At 43.4% G+C, this 19,102-nt stretch carries 12 protein-coding genes; 2 read left to right on the top strand and 10 right to left on the bottom strand.

The window, feature by feature from the left end; translation table 11 throughout:
- Position 1 precedes the first annotated feature (1 nt).
- Both CLV31_RS10760 and holA read right to left on the bottom strand, forming a co-directional pair.
- The gene (locus CLV31_RS10760; RefSeq protein ID WP_111392901.1) at positions 2 to 2,989 is read right to left on the bottom strand and encodes a tetratricopeptide repeat protein; all 2,988 of its coding nucleotides are present in this window, start codon (positions 2,987 to 2,989) and stop codon (positions 2 to 4) included.
- Between the two features lie 18 nt (positions 2,990 to 3,007).
- The gene (gene holA / locus CLV31_RS10755) at positions 3,008 to 4,030 is read right to left on the bottom strand and encodes a DNA polymerase III subunit delta (RefSeq protein WP_111392900.1); all 1,023 of its coding nucleotides are present in this window, start codon (positions 4,028 to 4,030) and stop codon (positions 3,008 to 3,010) included.
- A gap of 296 nt (positions 4,031 to 4,326) precedes the next feature.
- On the opposite strand from holA, the gene CLV31_RS10750 reads away from it, so the two are divergent.
- On the top strand, positions 4,327 to 5,046 hold the full coding sequence (locus CLV31_RS10750) for a tetratricopeptide repeat protein (RefSeq protein WP_111392899.1): 720 nt from the start codon (positions 4,327 to 4,329) through the stop codon (positions 5,044 to 5,046).
- Here CLV31_RS10750 and CLV31_RS10745 read toward each other — a convergent pair.
- On the bottom strand, positions 5,033 to 5,875 hold the full coding sequence (locus CLV31_RS10745; RefSeq protein ID WP_111392898.1) for a universal stress protein: 843 nt from the start codon (positions 5,873 to 5,875) through the stop codon (positions 5,033 to 5,035). The genes CLV31_RS10750 and CLV31_RS10745 overlap by 14 nt on opposite strands.
- A 9-nt stretch (positions 5,876 to 5,884) precedes the next feature.
- A complete protein-coding gene (locus CLV31_RS10740; RefSeq protein ID WP_111392897.1) occupies positions 5,885 to 6,805 on the bottom strand; it encodes a 2-hydroxyacid dehydrogenase in 921 nt (306 codons plus the stop codon).
- 179 nt (positions 6,806 to 6,984) lie between these two features.
- Here CLV31_RS10740 and CLV31_RS10735 point away from each other — a divergent pair, with 179 nt between their 5' ends.
- Positions 6,985 to 7,833 carry a DUF2911 domain-containing protein gene (locus CLV31_RS10735; RefSeq protein WP_111392896.1) on the top strand — a complete coding sequence of 283 codons (849 nt, stop codon included), beginning with the start codon at positions 6,985 to 6,987 and terminating at the stop codon, positions 7,831 to 7,833.
- Positions 7,834 to 8,238: 405 nt separating this feature from the next.
- Here the strand turns inward: CLV31_RS10735 and CLV31_RS10730 are convergent, their stop codons facing one another.
- The 6 genes from CLV31_RS10730 to CLV31_RS10700 form a co-directional block, all read right to left on the bottom strand.
- Positions 8,239 to 9,942 carry a sodium:solute symporter family transporter gene (locus tag CLV31_RS10730; protein ID WP_111392895.1) on the bottom strand — a complete coding sequence of 568 codons (1,704 nt, stop codon included), beginning with the start codon at positions 9,940 to 9,942 and terminating at the stop codon, positions 8,239 to 8,241.
- 102 nt (positions 9,943 to 10,044) lie between these two features.
- On the bottom strand, positions 10,045 to 12,501 hold the full coding sequence (locus tag CLV31_RS10725) for a PIG-L family deacetylase (RefSeq protein WP_111392894.1): 2,457 nt from the start codon (positions 12,499 to 12,501) through the stop codon (positions 10,045 to 10,047).
- Between the two features lie 94 nt (positions 12,502 to 12,595).
- Positions 12,596 to 13,708, bottom strand: a complete 1,113-nt coding sequence (locus CLV31_RS10720) for an acyloxyacyl hydrolase (protein ID WP_111392893.1) — start codon at positions 13,706 to 13,708, stop codon at positions 12,596 to 12,598.
- A gap of 450 nt (positions 13,709 to 14,158) precedes the next feature.
- The gene (locus tag CLV31_RS10710; RefSeq protein WP_111392891.1) at positions 14,159 to 15,367 is read right to left on the bottom strand and encodes a tetratricopeptide repeat protein; all 1,209 of its coding nucleotides are present in this window, start codon (positions 15,365 to 15,367) and stop codon (positions 14,159 to 14,161) included.
- A 24-nt stretch (positions 15,368 to 15,391) separates the two neighbouring features.
- On the bottom strand, positions 15,392 to 17,911 hold the full coding sequence (gene gyrA, locus CLV31_RS10705; protein WP_111392890.1) for a DNA gyrase subunit A: 2,520 nt from the start codon (positions 17,909 to 17,911) through the stop codon (positions 15,392 to 15,394).
- Between the two features lie 97 nt (positions 17,912 to 18,008).
- Positions 18,009 to 19,028 carry a hypothetical protein gene (locus CLV31_RS10700; protein ID WP_111392889.1) on the bottom strand — a complete coding sequence of 340 codons (1,020 nt, stop codon included), beginning with the start codon at positions 19,026 to 19,028 and terminating at the stop codon, positions 18,009 to 18,011.
- Between the last annotated feature and the right edge of the window lie 74 nt (positions 19,029 to 19,102).

Below are 19,102 nucleotides of genomic sequence, written 5' to 3'. Positions count from 1 at the left end.
TTTAGTTCAGGTTTTTGAGTTTGGACTGCGCTTCTGCCTTGATCTCAGCATTGGTGGATCGCTCTACGATGGATTCGAGTGTGGCTTTTGCCTGGAACTCCTCCCCGGTCTTCAGGAAGTTGTCGGCCAAAAGCAAAAACATTTTACCATACCAGAAGTCATAATCTGCGAAGGGTCCGGAGAAATCAAAAATGGCTTCATTGGACTTGGCCACATCACCCCGCTCCTGGTAGGAGAAAGCCAATAAATACAAGCCTTCAGCTCCTTGGACGGTCTTGTGATCCTGGACGAGATTTTGAAGCGTGATTTCAGCCTGGGCTTTTTGGTTTAATTCTCGCTGCGCCTTTGCCTTGGTCAACATCGCCGTCGGGGTGGATTGTGGAATGATTCCATCCAAGGTCATCAACCGATCTGCGAAGGTGATGGCTTGCTGAAATTTTCGTGTAGCAAAATTGGCCACCATCAATCCCTGCACTGCTTCCGCTTCTTCGACTTTGTTTCGGGCATTTTGAGAAGCGGTTTCCAAATACGGAATGGCTGCTGCATAATTTCCCCGATCCAATTCGATCATTCCAAGCTTTTGCATTGCTCTCACCCGCTGAGGGGAGGCCGGTTCACGCTCAAGCTGTTTGAAGTAGCCTATTGCTTTTTCGGTATCACCTGCCTGAAAGAAAGCATCTCCGGCAAAATAAAGAGCCTCGGCTTTTTGGGCAGACTGAGGATAGCTTCTCAGGTAGTTTTCAAATGCTCTTGCCGCCTGGGCATAGTTTTTATCCAAATAGAGGCTTTTTGCAGACTCAAATTCCAGTGTCTGAACATTGCCAGAACCCGGATTGGAACTTTTATACCTTGCCAAATAATCTCCAAATTCGGCTGAACGCCCCTGAAGAGCCAGGGTTTCCTGAAGGCCTTTGAGGGCAGTCTCAGAATTTTGTGCGTTGGGATGATTGTCTATGATGGCTTTGTAATCTGCAATGGTCTGGTCATAGCGCTGCATGGAGAAGTTGGCCACAGCCCTTCCCTCCAAGGCATAAGGAACAAAAGGTGAATTAGGCCTTCCTGTGATCAAATCCGAAAATGCGCGGGACGCTTCCGCATAACGAACCTCTTCCAAGTAGATCTGTCCACGTTGAAACATTGCATCTTCCAGATACAAGCTGGAAGGAAAGCCACTGATCAAACGATCCAACTGGGAAAGCGCTTCATCATTTCGATTTTGAAAGTTTTGAACTACCGCCAATCGGTAATAGGCATAGTCGATACCGGAATTGCTTTCATTTATTGCCCGCTGAAAGGTGCTCGCTGCCTCTCCAAACTTCTTTTGCACATAGTGACAGTCTCCTAACCTAAGCAAGGCATCGTCATAGTTTTGCTTTTCATCCCGACCTCTGAGCTTTTCGGTATAGAGCCGGAATTGCTCCTCTGCTTTGGGATATTGTTGGGTATTGAAATAGGCATATCCCAAACCGTAATGGGTCTTGATCAAGAAAGGATGACTGCTCGCTGGATTCATAGCTCTTGCTGCTTCGTAGGAGCGAATGGCCTGAGGTAAATTCCCATCAGCAGTATGCACTTCCCCTTTCCAAAAATGAGTTTCCAGCAACAAATCCTTGTCCGTAGGAAAGGCTTGAGACTTGTCCAGGAAAGAAACAGACTGCTTGTATTTTTGGTCTCGGTAGTAAACCATCGCCTGGTAGAAAGCCACTTTTTGATAAGCTGCCTGGATTCGCGGCGATTTGGTGCGGATTTTATCCATCTGTTCAATTGCCCTGAGGTAATCACTGGTGTTGATTAAGGCCTCCGAAAGAAGGGTTTCTGCTTCGGACCGATGTCTGCCTGAAGGATAAGTATCCAAATACTCATCGAGGGTGCTGATGGCCACCTGAAAACTTCCCCGTTGGAGGTTCGTCTTGGCAAAATTGAACAAAGCCTCTTCCTGAATCTGCTTATTGAAAGACACTTTGGACGCTGCCTGAAAACTGGTGGAAGCAAAAGCAAAATTATCCAGCTTGATATAGGCATGGCCCAGGTAATAGCTGGAAGACTGGGCAATTTCATCATTCCCGGAAGCCGATACTTTTAAGTAATCCGTAGCTCTTTGGTAATTTTTAATTTCGAAAAATGCGATTCCCGCTTTATAGACCTCTTCCCGGGAAAGTGTCCCCTTTTTGGCATTGATAAAAGCATCATAGTTTTTGGCTGCGTTGGCAAAGTCTTTTTTGGCATAATAGGCCTCGGCCAAGTACAAATGGATGGTTTCTCTACGATCCAGATTTTGATTTGAAGCCAAAAGCGGTTCCGCATAAGAAATAGCCTGATCGTAATTTCCCTGCTGATAATACAAGGCAGTCAGTAAATAAGGAACCTTGGTCGCATAAAAGGAGGTTTTCCCTGCCGCTTGCAAGTCAGCCACTGCTTTGGCTGTGTTTCCCTGTTCCATGGCAATAAAACCGCTGTAATAATAGGCATCAGGGCTAACGGCTTGATTCAAGGTTTTCGCCTGATCAAAATATCCGGCTGCCTGTCCGTAATTTTTCAACTGAAAATAGGCATAGCCTTGCTTGAACAGTACATCAGCTTTGGATTCCTCACTGAGTCCTTTTGTGTTGACCAAACCAAAGGCTTCGATGGATTCCTTGTAGTTTTTTTTGTAGAAAAAATGATTCCCGAGGTAAAGACCCGCTGTAGCTACTGAGGGATGATTGCCATGGTCAAAAATATAGGCTTTCATCAATCCCGGTCCATCGGGACTTTCCAGCTGAAGGGCGGACATGGCCCGATTGAGTTGAGCATTTTTCCGCTGCTCTTCCGTCAGAGACTCAGCCAATAGCCGAGTGTTGTCATAGAGACTGGCTGAGAAAAGCTGCTTATCGAAAAGCTCCAAATGATAATCCAACGCTTGCTGTTGGCCGGTTTGGTATAGTGTGGATTGGGAATAGACTTCCACACTCAAACCCAGGCCTGCAAGCAGCACCAGGTAGTATTTCATAATAATTGGTTTGGGTAATCAGTGCAAAATCTTGTACACCAGCTCGCGGAGGATTTCTCCTTCGTCCATACTTCCGGAGTCCACTCCTTTGAAACGAAGATCTGCCTCTTTGATGTACCCGAATACATCAATTACCTTGCCCAATTTGTAGTTTTTGGAGGCTGTAATATATTCTTTTAGTCCATAGGGATTGACACCGATGGCACTGGCTAGCTGATTTTCAGGCAGGGGACCTAATCGATGCAGCAAGGCCACTTTTGTAAAGTAATTGTACAAAAGGGTAAAAATAGGAATAACCGGATGAGCCTTAGGGTTTTGAATAAAGTAATGGATGATCTGATTGGCTTTGATCACGTCTTTGAATCCAATTGCCTTTGAAAGCTCAAAATTGTTGTAATCTTTATTGATCCCGATAAATTTCGAAATGTGCTCAGTACTGAACTTGGTAGGTTCGGGAAAATTGATCAGCATTTTTCCCACCTCATTGGTCAGGACTTCCAGGTTGTTTCCGATGGAATCGGCTAACAATTGGCAAGCCTTGGGCTCGATCTGATGGCCTAATCCTTTGAAATACCCATCTACCCATTGGGTCAGGTTCCAGTCTTTGATTTTTTCTGATTCTACAAAAACGGACTTCTTCTCCAGTTCTTTTTTCAAAGAACTTCTTCCGTCCAGTTTTTTGTGTTTGTAGGCAAAAACTAAAATGGTGCTCGGCAAGGGGTTGGTCAGGTAGCTGACCAACAGTTTCTGACCTTCCTCTTTTCCCAAATCCGGAATGCTTTGGGCCTCCTTTACAATTACGAGTTGTCGCTCAGCCATCATCGGAAATTTCCGGGCATTGTTCAAGATCGTGCTGATCGGAGAATCTTTCCCATAAAGCACCAACTGATTGAATCCGCGCTCAAATTCAGGAATGGCATTCTTCTCGATAAAATCCGTTATCAAATCGATAAAGTAGGGTTCATCCCCCTGCAAAAAGTAAATTGGAGCAAACTTCTTCGCTTTGAGGTCTTTGAGAACAACGTCGGGACTGAGGGCCATAATCTGAAATACTCTTGGCGTTAAAGATAACAGCAGATGGGATTTTGAAGCAAAAAGAAGGAAAATAAACTTTGGTTTGGGAAACGGGGTTTACTTTTGCAGAAGCAAGAAACAAGAGCTAAGAGACTAGAGATTTGGGACCTAATCCTAATGGAACCATTTTCACACATATTCCATCTACTTTCTTGGGTCTTAATTCTTGGATCAAGGAGCTATTTCATGCGACTGAATTCCTGAATCTAGCCTCTTGTTTCTAAAGTCTAGCATCTTGAATCTAGCCTCTAAAGTCTTAAAAAATGAATTTCAATACCGGTTACCAACTCTATCAGGAAGGAAAATTTGAAGAAGCATTGGCTGTATTTGATGAGTTGATCATTCAGGAAAAAGGGAAAACCGAGCTTCACCTTTACAGGGGTAGAATTTTGACCAGGTTAGGCAAAGGAGAATTGGCTTTGGAAGATTTTGATCTTTTGACGGCCTTAGAACCCTACAATACTGACTTCATCAGTGACCGAGGTGTCGTTTTGCATTTGTTGGGAAGGAATGATGAAGCGCTTTCCGAACTTGACCGGGCAGCCAATTTTGATCCCCGAAACCCCTATCGCTATTCGAGCAGGGCCTTTCTCAAAGACCGGATAGGTGATTTGTTGGGCGCCATTGAAGATTATGAAAAAGCTATTGAACTAGATCCGGAAGATGCCGTGGCATTTAACAATAAAGGGCTGGTCGAAGAGAAGCTTGGACAAAAAGAGCGGGCAAAGAAAAGCTTTGAAAAGGCTGATGAACTCGTAGGATACAAACCGACTCAAAAATCAGATGATCTGCCTTCCGTCGGAAATAAAAAATCAGCCGAAATCCCAAAACCAAACCCGGAACCGAGCAAAGAAAACAATAAAATGACCGCGGGTCATTTTTGGAGTACACTCAAATCTATTTTGGGCAACGAAGCCTCCCGAAGAGAATTTTCAGATTTCGTAAAGGGACTTTTTGGAGGAAAAAGATCTAAAAGCTCTTGATCACCCAAAGTGGCTTATTGAGGAAATAGGACATTTTCTTGGATAGGTTTTTGGAAAAAATCTGATCGAAAAAACTTTTCTTTTTGCTCAAAGTCACCAAAATATCGCCTTTGGCAACCTGAAGGTAATTTTCCAATCCCAATGCGAGATCATCCCGGTAGGATTTCAACACATAATTGATTTTATCATACCGGACAAAAGGCTTGATTTCATCAACCATTGTCATGTGCAGGATTTTGTCAATGGCCTTGTGGGATGAGGATACGTGCACGAGGTCAATTTCTGCGTTGAAAAAAGCGGCCCATTCCACCACTTTTTGAATAGCCAATTTATCTTCCTCCAGGTAATCGGAGGCAAAGACAAATTTTCTGGGACGCTTGAAAAAAACTTTTCTGGGAACCACCAAAATATCCCTGTCAGATTGTTCAACCAAGCGACTCGATCTGCTTCCGATGATATTTTCGCGCAATTCATTCATCCCTTCCGTACCGACCACGATCAGATCCACCTTTTTTTCCTGCGCAAAAGACAAAGTATCCTGAACGATTTTGCCTTCTTTTAGCGCAATTCCACAACTTTTCAATCCATTTTTAATTCCTTCCTCCTCAACGGCAACCTGGAGGTTTCTCAATTTTTGATTTACAAAATCAAGCTGATGCTTTCCCTCAGGATCCCTGGGCGCCAGCTTGAGATAATCTTCTCGGTTGAGCACATGAAAAAGAATCAAATGAGCCTGATGTTTTTCACCCAGTTTGCAGGCATATTCAATGGCATTCAGAGAGCATTCTGAAAAATCAGTGGGACATAAAATTGTGAACGTTTTTTCCATTTCTAAAAATTAGTAACCTCTTGCGCGGTTAACGAGATTTTGAAGCGGTCGGTTAGATTTCAGACGATTAAAATTATCAATTATCTGCGGAGAAGCAGCCAATGGATTGGTCACGCTGGCAATGTGCGGAGTCAGCTGAATTCTTGATTCTTGCCAAAAGGGATGATCCTGCGGCAAAGGCTCTACCCGATATACATCCAACAGGGCTCCTGACAAAAAGCCTTGATCCAAAGCCGGGATCAAATCCTCCTCTGCCAAATGCTTGCCACGGGCCACGTTGATCAGAAAAGTTCCCGGAGTACATTGTCTAAACAGGTCCAGATTTAAAATTCCCTCGGTATCTTGGGTAAGCGGAAGAAGGCATACCAATACGTTGATCCGGGAAAGAAAATCCTTCAACTCGTTTTTGGAATAATATGGGTGAGGAAAACCCGATTTCTCAGAAAAGCCAAATCCGGCTACCTTAAATCCCATGTAATTCAATTTATCCAACACATCCCCTCCCAAGGCCCCCACTCCCATCACTCCTACTTTGACGGGAATCTCCGGATTGGACATATCCCAAACCTTTCGCTTTTGGTCTGCCTGATATCGGGTAATCTGACGGTGAAAATTCAACACCCCCATCACCACATAATTAGTCATGGACCAAGTCAGCTTTTCATCCACAATCCTGACGATCGGCATGTGGGCGGGAACTGCCGGGTCTGAGAGAATATGATCCACACCGGCTCCGAGTGAACTGATTAGTCTGAGATTAGGGAAATTGCTTAAATACCCGGGGGGATGTTGCCAAAGCAAGGCCATTTCGACCTCCTCTGGTCTATCGATATCCGGAAATACCTGAATATCAATATCCGGTTGATGGTGGCGAAGTGCATCAATCCACACCTGAGGATTTCGTCCGGGACTGATAATAGCTAAACTCATGGGTAGTATTCGTTTGGTTAGTAAAATTAACTCATTCCCATCCTTCAAAAAATCCACTGGTAAAATAAGGACCGGAACCTGACAAAATGAGCAAATTAACTGTCAAATTGCAGTGAAATTCAAATTTGGAGTAGGATTTGTAAAGTCCCAATTGAATTAATAAAAACTATCGATACTATATGCAGAATAAATTCAAACTTATCCTTCTGGCGTTCCTATTTGCCGGATTTACTGGCTTTGCACAGCAAATTCAAATGCCTCAGGCAAGTCCCAGCGCTAAAATAGCCCAGCAAGTAGGCCTCACTCAAGTTACCGTGGACTACAGTCGTCCCAGTACTAAAGGAAGAAAAATTTTCGGGGAGCTCGTACCTTACGGCGAAGTATGGAGAACCGGCGCCAACAGTGCTACCATCTTCAACTTCTCAACGGAAGTCATGATCGATGGAAAAAAAGTGCCTGCCGGATCATATGCCCTCTATTCTATCCCAGGCAAGTCTGTTTGGACCATGGTCTTAAGCAAAAACACCCAGCTTTGGGGCTCTATCGGATACAGTGCCTCTGATGATCTTCTCAGATGGACTGTACCTGCCAGCAAAACCAGCAAAAAGTACGAAACCTTCGAGATCAGCTTCAACAAACTGACCGACAACAGTGCCGATGTTTCGCTCAAGTGGGAACAAACCCGTGTGGACTTTACCCTCACCACTGAGGTTGACCCTATCGTCATGGCTGACATCCAAAAGCAGGTCATCGATACTAAAACTACTAACCCTGCCCTGCTCTATCAGGCTGCCAGCTACTACTTTACCAACAACAAAGATCTTCCTCAGGCTTATGAGTGGATCAAAGCATCAACGGACAGCGACCCAAAATACTGGACTATGCACCTGCGAGCAAAAATCGAGTTGGCCATGGGCTTGAAAACAGACGCCTTAGAATCAGCCAATAAATCCAAAGCAATGGCAATGGAGGCCAAAAACCCAGATTATGTGGGTTTAAATGAGCGATTGGTGAAGACGATCAAATAATTGAAAATAAAGCCGGGTCGAGAGATCCGGTTTTTTTTTGCTTTTAGCCACAAAGGCAGGAAGGCACTATAAAAACATTATGATTGCCGCTATTGCACCACCAGCCCAATTCTCTTTGTTTAATGGGTCGGATGCTTCGCCTGTGCTCAGCACAGGCGACCGAAGGATTCTTGATTTCTGCCTTTTTGAGAAATTTTTTAAGCTAGCTAAGTCTACTGGTATGAAAGCGGATATACAGAAAAAACATTCATGAAATTAAGTTTTCACCCACAGCAATGAAAGCGTAAAACACCTGTCAGGTCTAATCTATTCGTGTAGATTTATTTTGGAGACTTTCAGAAAAAAAATACCTCCTGCTAAATCAGGAGGCAATTCAAACCATGTTGCTTTTCAGGAATTCCCCTTTTATTTTTTGGGTATCCCCAACTGAATGATCGCTCCAAAAGCCATCACGGAAATACAGCCCAGGGCATTGTACCAAAGGAAGCCGATATCCCAATGGAAGCCAAGAACCCCGACTCCATTTTTGAAATGAACCACCAAGATCAACGCTTGCGACAGTAAGGCAGCGATAAATACGGCTTGGCCTTTAATCCATTTCATAAAGAAGCCTACCATAAAAATCCCAAGAATAGTCCCGTAAAATAAGGATCCCAAAAGATTGACTGCCTGAATCAGATTTTCAAATAAGGAAGCATAAGTGGCGAAAAGTATCGCTCCTAAGCCCCAAAACGCGGTAAATGCCTTGGAAGAAAGCACGTAATGGCGATCATCGGCCTGTTTATTTATTGACCTTTTGTATAGATCTATGGTGCTGGTAGAACCCAAGGCATTGAGTTCAGAAGAAGAGGAGGACATTGCAGCCGAGAAAATCATCGCAAACAGCAATCCGACAATTCCAGGCGGAAGGTAATCCATCACAAAACGCATAAAAACATAATCCGTGTCCCGGGTTTCCGCCGCAGGGTCATTTTGAACGATCAGGGATTTTACTTCCTCACGAATCTGATTTTGTTCGGATTTGATTGTCCGTATTTCCGTTTTTAGTTGATCCGCTCTTTCCTCCTGACCTTGTTCAATGGCAGCCAGCATCTCCTGGTAAGAAGCCCGGCTAGACTCAAAACTGACGCGATATTGATCCTCCAAAGCTTCCAATTCGGAGGCATACTTACTTTGTCGAAGTTTTTCAGTTTGAACTTGGTTGAAAATAACCGGAGGCTGGATGTATTGATAGAATACAAAAACCATTACCCCAATGAATAGGATGATAAACTGCATCGGGATTTTCAGAAACCCGTTCATGATTAGCCCCATCCGGCTTTGCGAAAGGGTCTGTCCGGAAAGATAGCGCTGCACCTGACTTTGATCAGTTCCAAAATAACTCAGAAACAAAAACACAGCAGCAGTCATGCCTGACCAGACATTGTATCGATCGGCAAGATCAAACTCAAAACTGACCACGTTGAGTTTGTCCATTTTTCCGGCTACATGAAGCGCTTCCCCAAATGAGATTGGCAACAATTGAATGACAATAATTCCTGCCAGAATCATTCCACCCATCATCACCGCCATCTGTTGTTTTTGTGTAATAGAGACTGCCTCTGTTCCTCCGGAAACAGTATAGATGATGACCAAGACACCGATGAAAATATTGGTAAAAGTCAAATTCCAACCCAATAAAGTAGACAGAATAATAGCCGGTGCATAAATGGTAATACCGGCAGCAAGACCTCTTTGAATGATGAAAAGTAGGGACGTTAAGGTCCTGGTTTTTAGATCAAAGCGATTTTCCAAGTACTCATAGGCCGTATATACTTTCAATTTGTAATAGATCGGAATAAAGCTGACCGAAATAATGATCATCGCCAGCGGAAGGCCAAAATAGAACTGGATAAACCGCATCCCGTCCTCGTAGGCTTGTCCCGGGGTACTCAGAAATGTAATGGCAGAAGCCTGGGTGGCCATGATCGACAATCCGATCGTCCACCAATTGTTTTGATTGCCTTTGAGGTAAGTTTCTAAATTTTTCTTCCCACGGGTTTTATATATCCCAAATGCTGCAATGGAAATCAGGGTGAAGAAAAGTACAATCCAGTCCAGCGTGCTCATGAGAAAGCCAACGTTAACCAGTAAAACAAGGCAATCATGACTACCAAACTAGCGATCAAAGCTAAATAGATCCTCTTCCATTGAATTGGCCGTTCGCTCATTTTAGTGTTCAATCAGGTTGATGAATAGTTTGATAGCTCCTGGGACTCCGGAAGGCAATTGTCTGAAAAAGGAAATGCCGGTGTATAGGTAACTACCCTCTCCAAATTTGGCATAAATCAAAGAACCGGTAGTGGCCTCTTCTCCAGGATCCTGCATGGTAAGCGGTGCCTGATATTTTGAATCAGGATTGGAAGCAAAATAAAGTCCTCTCTCCTGAACCCAGCCTCCAAAATCTTCTTGGCTTATCGGATTGGGCCCTTTGAGAATCGGGCTGTCGAAATCAGCCACCACGGGAGATTCCTGCACAGTCACCCGATCTCTTCCGATCGAAAATGGATAGGGTCCAAGTTGAGTAGTCAAAAGCGGTGAACTGGTGTTGTATTGGACGATCAATTTTCCACCTGCTCTTACATATCCCATCAAAGCAGCTTGATTGGCCGCCAATTCCGAATTGGTATTGTATGCCCGGATCCCAACAACAATGGCCTTAAACTGACTTAGGTAATCCACCGAATAATCACCGGGACCAATCATGGTCAACTTGTATCCCAGAGCGGACAAGACTCCGGGCACATCATCACCCGCACCGGCAATATACCCTATCTTCTCTCCCGAAACCTTCCAATCAGCTTGGATCAAATTGATACTGGCAGGACTAAAATAGGTCAGATTTGGAATGTGCTTGTAAGCTATCTGCTTGGTGATTTGATCATATTGTTTTCCTGCGGTGGTAGTAAATCTCGCCGTGATGACCTTTTTACCAGATCCATTTGGGAGAAAAGCCACTTTAAATACCCGCCTTTTTTGAAAAACCACATCTTCGACGCTCAAAATACGGAATTGGGAAGGGTCCAACCCTTCAAAATCCAAATCCCCATCCAAAAATTGATTCCTGAAATTGACGGTGACCGTGACAGTTGGATCCGCTCCGGATACTAAAAAAACATTGTCTTTGGAAACCGACAAGTCTACCTCAGGTACGATCGTAAAGGATTGTTTGATTTCTCCGTCGACTTGATCATTGTATTTATAAAACAACTGGACTGGAAATTTAAACTGCTGATCCCCTATCATGAATGACAGGTCTCCGCCTACGATTTGGGTAGAAAAAGGTATACCGATTTGAGGTTGATCTGGAACTGAAAAAAGCGCCCCGTCTAGTGGATTCTCAAGCCAATAAGGTTGAGAATAGGAAGTGTTTTCAGGAATTTTAAATTCGATCGGAAGAGAAATCGTGGCATTTTCCTTGGCTGATTTTCCTATAAAATAGGTATCTAACACCTGAAAAGAAACCTCAGTAATTGCTGTTGTGGAGGGATTGGTCAACACTAGCTCGGTTTTGATTGATTCACCGGGGAAGCCAATCTCTTTTCTGGCGATGTACTCATATTCCAAACCCAAAGCATTGAAGATGGTCTGATCCAATTTTTCAAGTTTTTCAATGACCCATGACTCTTTAGAGTTCAAATTCAAAATCAATTTCCGAAGCAAAAGTAAAGCAGGAATATTTTGGTCCGGTTGGACAAAATTGAATGTTTTGAGCATCTGATCGAGTTGACCTAGGACTGCTTTGCCTCCAGGCAATTGCTCCCATCGATTCAAAACCCCGTCAAAAGGAGTCTGGGAATATTCCTCTCCCCCGACTTGCTCAATATAGTCTTTGGCATTGCCTGCACCTGCCGTCGCACCGAAGCCCTGGGATTTGTGCATGGTTCGGCTGTCTGCCGCAATTTGATGGTAGGTCTTTCCCAACAGAGGATCATATCCTCCCACTTCAAAGGCATAATACTTTTTTCCCACTTCGGGCTCGAACTCACCCCGAAAATTATAGGCATTAAAAAAAATTCGTTTGGGCTGCCAAGGCTTTACCCATTTCAATTGCTCGGGAAACGCCTGCGCATTGCCTGCCAAAGCAAAAGCTTCCTCAGCTAAAATTGCTGAAGTAGTATGGTGCCCATGGGTCACCCCTGGAATGGTATTGAATCGAGTAATGATGATATCCGGTTGAAACTTACGGATAGCCCAGACAACGTCTGCTAACACCTTTTCCTTTTCCCAGTTCTGAAGTGTTTCTGTGGGATCCTTGCTGTATCCAAAATCCAAGGCACGGGTAAAAAACTGCCTGCCACCATCGGTCTGACGGGCTTTGATCAATTCTTGGGTACGGATCTGCCCGAGTTCGATGCCCAATTCTTTGCCAATCAGGTTTTGTCCCCCGTCTCCTCGGGTAAGGCTCAGATAGGCCACTTCTGCATGCTCTCCATTGGCCAAATAGGCTATCAATCGCGTATTCTCATCATCAGGATGCGCGGCTACATATAGCACACGCTTGGTTTCCTTGAGCTTTAAGAGGCTATGATAAACTTGGGATGAGGGAATTGACTGTCCAAATGATGGGTGACCGAAGGCAGAAATGTAAAGAATAGTCAGAATTAAGAAATTCCTGAAATAGATCATATTGGGTGAAAATTGACAGGGAAAGCTATTCTAAACTTGAGCCAAATAAAAACATTTTTTGACCAGTGGATGCTAATTATCGGATTTTGGAGGATTAATTTCCCTGAAGTGTGTAACCGACCGTAAACTCAAAAAAATCCGCTTTTGCTTTATGAGCTTTGATTTGCATTCCGGTAAAGAGGTGATTGGAAAATCGGTATCGAACACCTATTCGCTCATAAAACCAGGTGATTTCCTGATTCAATTCATTTCGGTATAGGTAAGCACCAAGCCCGATGGGTACATAGATTCTTTCGGTCAATTGCCATTCCCAAGAACCGACCAAAGCCAAAGAGGTCTGATCCATGAAGTTGAATGATTCTCCTGGATTCCTTAGGTTTATTCCCTGTGCCCAAAAAAAGTCCAGCCCCAATCCCAGCCGATACTTGTAGCTAGGTTCCAACAAATAATTGACTCCTAAACCTCCTCTAAAGTAAGCTGGATCCCCTACTTCATAATTTTTCAGACCTGTGTACAATGCAAAATTCCAATAGGTATCGAGACCCTTTTTGGGAATGTCAATAGGTTCGGAAGGAATGAGTGCATGATCTCCAAACTTGTAATTCAAGGCTATATTCAAGGGAAAAAGATTGATTCCTGAATTGGGTCTTTTGGTGGCACCATTTGAAAAATGTTTCAACCCAAAACTGGTTTGAAGATCCATTTTATCTGTAATCTTTAATGTTGAATTCAATCCCAAAAACACATAGCAGTTGACGTTTGATCCTATGTACTGATTCATCGGATTGGATAGTTCATCAAAGGGTTTAAAATTAAATCCAACCCCCATTTGAGTAAAATATCCAAAGTATAAACGTTTGTTCAATCCTCCGTGAGAAAAAGGGATTTCCATAAAACCATAGACTGCCTGAGGTCTTCCGATTTCCGGACTATAAGTCAAAGTAGATGTAAGCCCGATTCCATAGGTAGGATATCTGTAGATGTAATTATAAGTGGAATTGGAGATTTTCTTCCAGCCCAACTGCAGGTCAATGGCTTTGTAATCCAATGCATCTCTAATCTCATTTCCCCAATCCGTGCCATTACTCATCAAGGGGCCTGATTCGTATCCGATGCTAAGTTTTCTTTGGTATTTTATTTGACTTTTGGCGGGAAGAGAAAATAAGAATATCCCCAGTAAGAAAAGGCAAATGTTTATTTTATTCATTTAAATGAGGGATAAATCAGATTATTCTTAAAACTCAACCTCTTCTCCTGCCTACCAAAAGAAAGAAAGATGTTGAAATTAAAGCAGAAAACGGTGTTAAGTACGGATTCGTTACTTCGACTTGCAAAATTCAAAGCAATTCAACTACCAGAAATCAATTTTCAGGTGTATTTCCTGCTTTTCCGGCTATAATAATGGGTTTAATCACCTCAACTTTTCTAGAAAAGCAAGTGACAGCAATGAAGTATAATAGGACTGCGACAGGTTGACCTTTCCCCAAAAACAGAGGATGGCATGAAAAGCGGATTTTCAGCAAAAAATAAAATTCTTTCTTTAAGCGGATTTTCATAGTATACCCGGAAAAGACAGATCGTCTCTTAGGTCGTTAAAAACGGGTGAAACAAAAAAGGCCAGAACTTAATCCGGCCTTTCATTTTGGAATATCAAAGATTAATTATCCTGCCAGTTTGGACCAAGGATAGCGGCAATTTTCTTATTCATCGCTTCCATCTCAGCTGTTTTCTTAAGTCTGCTATACACTTGGTATAGGATAATCATAATGTCTGTATTATCAGGCTTGATTTCAAGAGCTTTGGAGAAATAGGTAATGGACTCATTGTAATTGGCATCTGCCTTTTTACCTACTATGGGAGACTGTTTTTCCCATTCCGCATCAGAAAGGTCATTAAGGGTATTCAGTTCTTTGGTGGCCTGTTCCAAAAGCAATGCACCTGTGTAATAATTTCCTTCAAAGAAATTAGGATCTACAGCTACTGACTTTTTATAATCTTCCAATGCACCATTCAAATCACCCGCCTGCTCTTTCAAATAGCCAGATCTAAGCAAGAGACCGGAGTTATTTGGATCATTTGCCAGTGCGTCTTTGATTTGAGCCATTGCTTCGTCCATTTTGTTCAACTGAAGCAACAATTGGATTTCATATTCAGCCAATACTTTATCGTTAGGGTATTCCTCACGAGCTTTGGTTACCAATTCAAATGCAGCTTCAGGATTTTTCTCCTCCGTGCTTAGGATTTGTACCATGAAGTAATAGGCATTGGTCTTATTGTAAGTTGGCAACTCAAAAAGGTATCCAAAATGTCTTTTTGCATCTTCAAATCTTCCCAAATCATTGGCAAGGAAACCGGCATTGTAATGAATCGTAGAGTCTGTCTTGTCGATTTCGCCCGCAAGGTTGAAAAACTCATAAGACATCTCAAGATCTTCTTCATTATACTTTTCCAAGGCCTTATCAAAAGCAAGGTTTTTCAGAGTAAACAGAGAGTATGGTCTCAGGTTATCCGGAATTCCAGGAAGCTCTTCAGCATATACCGCCTTTCCAACAGAAGAAGTTTTGTTACTTCCGGCCATTTCAAATGCCTTGTTGAAGGTACTTACGGCTTGAGCCCCCACTTCCACGGTTTCCATGGTATTTTCAGTATCAGCACCAAAGATTTTGGTTTGGATCTGAGCTTTCAAAAGGAAAGTAGCCGGGTCACCACTTGTCTCAGGGTTGGTAGTTGCTCCTTCTATAGCAGTAAGTGCAGTTTGAAGATCACCGGATTTGAATCCTTTTTCAGCCTCTCTTACTACTTTCTTTTGTCCAAAAGCCAAGGAAGCTGCTGCAACCATAGCTATTGAGAGAACTAGCTTTTTCATTAGCGTTTTTTCTTTATTGTTTGGTTAATCGATTGATTGAGTGTTTGATTCCGAAGAATCGTCCGCAAGATCGGAAGAATCTGAATTTTCTTCTTCTTCTCTGGAAATTTTTTCTACGGATGATATCTCGTCCCCTTCCCCTACCTTGATCAGGCGTACGCCCTGTGTAGCGCGGCCCATTACTCTGAGTTCATCCATCGAAATCCGAATGGTAATTCCGGATTTGTTGATAATCATTAAGTCATCGGTATCTACCACCTCTTTGATAGCAACGAGTGCACCGGTTTTGTCTGTGACATTCATGGCTTTGACCCCTTTTCCTCCCCGGTTGGTGATTCGGTATTCTTCCAGGTCAGATCTTTTTCCATAGCCTTTTTCTGATACTACCAATAAGGTGGCGTTTTCCTTGGAGGCACAAACCATGCCAATGACATAATCATTAACATCCGTTAACGTGATCGCTTTTACCCCTGTAGCAGTTCGACCCATAGGCCTTACAGCAGACTCATGAAAATGGATAGCTCTGCCTGATTTGGCCGCAATCACGATGTGCTGATCCCCATTGGTCATCGCCACATGTACCAGCTGATCGTCCTCTCTGAAGTTCAGCGCAATGATACCATTGGACCTCGGTCTGGAGTATTGTTCCAATGTGGTCTTTTTGATCACCCCTTGCTTGGTCACCATGACCAAGAAGTGATTATTGATATAATCCTGATCTTCGAGATTTTCCACCTGAATGATCGATCGGATTTTGTCATTCGATTCGATGTTGATCAGGTTTTGGATGGGACGGCCTTTGGAAGTCTTTGATCCTTCCGGAATGGCATAAGTTTTCAGCCAGAACAATTTACCCTTGTCGGTAAAGATCAACAGGTAATTATGTGTGGAAGCTGTAAAGAGGTATTCTGTCCAGTCGTCTTCTTTGGTACTTACTCCTTTTGAACCTACTCCTCCGCGTCCTTGGGTACGGTATTCGGTCAAGGCGGTACGCTTGACATAGCCCTGGTGAGAAACCGTGATCACGACTTCCTCATTGGGAATCATGTCTTCGTAACTAAAATCCTCTGCATTGTGCTCGATCTCGGTGCGTCGGTCATCTGCATACCTTTCCTTCATTTCCTGAAGTTCGGTCTTGATAATTTCCATTCGCTTATCTTCATTGGCAAGGATTTCTTTCAATTCCTCGATCAAAGCCATGATTTCCTTGTACTCCTGTACAATTTTGTCACGCTCCATGCCGGTAAGCCGCTGTAATCGCATATCCAAAATGGCTCTCGCCTGAATCTCACTCAAGCCAAATCGCTCCATCAAACCATTTCGGGCAGTTTCAGGATCGGCAGAACTTCTGATCAAGGAAATCACCTCATCCAAATGATCCAAAGCAATCAGGTAACCTTCCAAAATATGGGCCCTTTTCTCTGCTTCTTTCAATTCAAATTCCGTACGTCTGACCACCACCTCATGACGGTGACTGACGTAATGAACAATAAGATCTTTGAGGTTAAGCGTGTATGGTCTACCCTTAACAAGGGCAACGTTATTCACTGAAAATGAGGTCTGAAGCGCTGTCTGCTTGTAAAGGTTATTTAAAACTACGCTGGCAACCGCATCTCTTTTGAGTTCATAGACCACGCGCATACCAGATCGGTCGGATTCATCACGGATGGCAGAAATACCTTCAATTTTTTTCTCGTTGATCAGCTGGGCGGTCTTTTCCACCATGTTGGCTTTGTTGACCATATATGGGATTTCGGTGATGACGATCATCTCCCTATTTCCCCCATCTTTTATTTCCACATTTGCCTTTCCGCGAAGAACGATTCTTCCACGACCGGTTTCAAAAGCTGCTTTTACGCCATTGTACCCATATATAATTCCTCCTGTAGGGAAGTCAGGTGCAATGATGTATTTCATCAGTTCGGCTACCGTGATGTCCTTATTTTCTATATAAGCGGTAATTCCGTCGATCACTTCACCCAAATTGTGCGGAGCCATGTTGGTAGCCATACCTACTGCGATTCCGGATGCACCATTCAGTAATAAAGCAGGTACTTTGGCAGGCAGTACGGTGGGTTCCTTTAGGGAGTCGTCAAAATTGAATTGAAAATCGACCGTATCCTTGTTGATATCAACCAACAATTCTTCGGCAATTCGCTTCAATCTCGCCTCGGTATATCGCATTGCTGCGGCATTATCCCCATCAATCGATCCAAAGTTACCCTGACCATCGACCAAAGTATAGCGAAGAGACCAGTCCTGGGCCATCCGCACCATGGTCTCGTACACGGCAGAGTCACCATGCGGGTGGTATTTACCCAAAACCTCTCCTACGATTCTGGCTGATTTCTTATGGGGTTTGTTGTGTAATACGCCAAGTTCCTGCATCCCATACAGGATACGTCTATGAACTGGCTTGAGTCCGTCACGTACATCCGGAAGTGCTCTTGAAACAATCACCGACATCGAATAATCGATGTAGGCACCACGCATTTCCTCTTCAATATTGATCGGAATGATGTGCTCGTTTTCTCCTTGGGCCATAAATTGCTTTTTCGCGCGTCAAAATTAAGCCTGCAAGATAGTAAAAAGGACAAGCTTAAAAAACCTTGATCAGAAAGCTAAAAAGCCATTTTGCCTATTAATACCACTGCCCTACTTTCCTGTTTTGAAGATTAAAAATAGAACTGCCTCGGTACTCAATACCATCATGAAGGTGCTTCATGACTACCCCGCATCCCTGGATTTTGCATCTTTTGGTACCGGGGATTTTGAGGGCTAATCCAGCCTGTAGTCCATATACATTCTGGTCAATGTTTTGGAATTCAGAGAAATCGGAGGAAGCATAGGTGAACTTCCTAAACTCCGCGCCTCCTTTCAGGAAGACTTTTGCGTATTCTGAAAAATCATATTCCATCCTCAAAGCCAGTCCAAAATAAGGGTCCTGAGAGACTGCCAATCGTGGCGTGTAGGGAAATCCGGGCTCATCCAAAGCAGGATCATAGGCCTTGGTCAATTTCATATTTCCAAATTCTCCTTCCAAAATAAATCTCCAGGGATAATTGGCACGGGCCCTTTGCCGAAGTTCGGACTGCATGTAAAGGTTGTTGGTGCTGTATTTTCGATATTTCCACCTTAAGATGGATTGTCGGCGTTTGGCATCAAACAGGACCAAACCCACCGTTCCGTAGGTTTTGCTGATCTGATAGGTAGCCCCTTCGAATGGAAATTCAAAGTCATTGCCTCTCATTGGGGCAAGGTTTCCCCATTCTTTGCCCATTCCGCCGCCTATGGTGAGCAAATTGAACAGATTGATCCTTACCCCTCCATTGATCGTGGGAAAAACCCAATCTCCTCCCCTCAGTGATAAGGTATCGAAAGAGGTAAAGGGGGAGTTTTCAAAATTTTGATATTGAGAAATGGGATAAAATCCTGGATTCTCCGAAAAAAAAGTGGTCTTCATTTGCTGATAAGCTCCGCCGGAAGAAATTTCCAGAGAAAACATTTCCAAAATATTCCGTGCTGCATTTCCCACACCGGATTCGCTTTTTGGATTTTTGGCTTTCTCCGAAATTCCGAAAATATCCCCATCCTGGGCCCAAACCGTGCTATGAACAATACCTAAAAAAAATATCGGGGTGAGAATTATTTTTCTGATCATAACTTTGAAACGAACTCCGTCTGTTTTTGGTGTGAAAATAAAAAAGAAGCCTCTTTTTAAGAGACTTCTTCAAA

The organism is Algoriphagus aquaeductus (genome assembly GCF_003253485.1).
GTDB classification, from domain to species: Bacteria; Bacteroidota; Bacteroidia; order Cytophagales; family Cyclobacteriaceae; genus Algoriphagus; species Algoriphagus aquaeductus.
The sequence above is the reverse complement of the archived record's forward strand: the minus strand, read 5'-3'. Positions and strand labels throughout refer to the sequence as shown.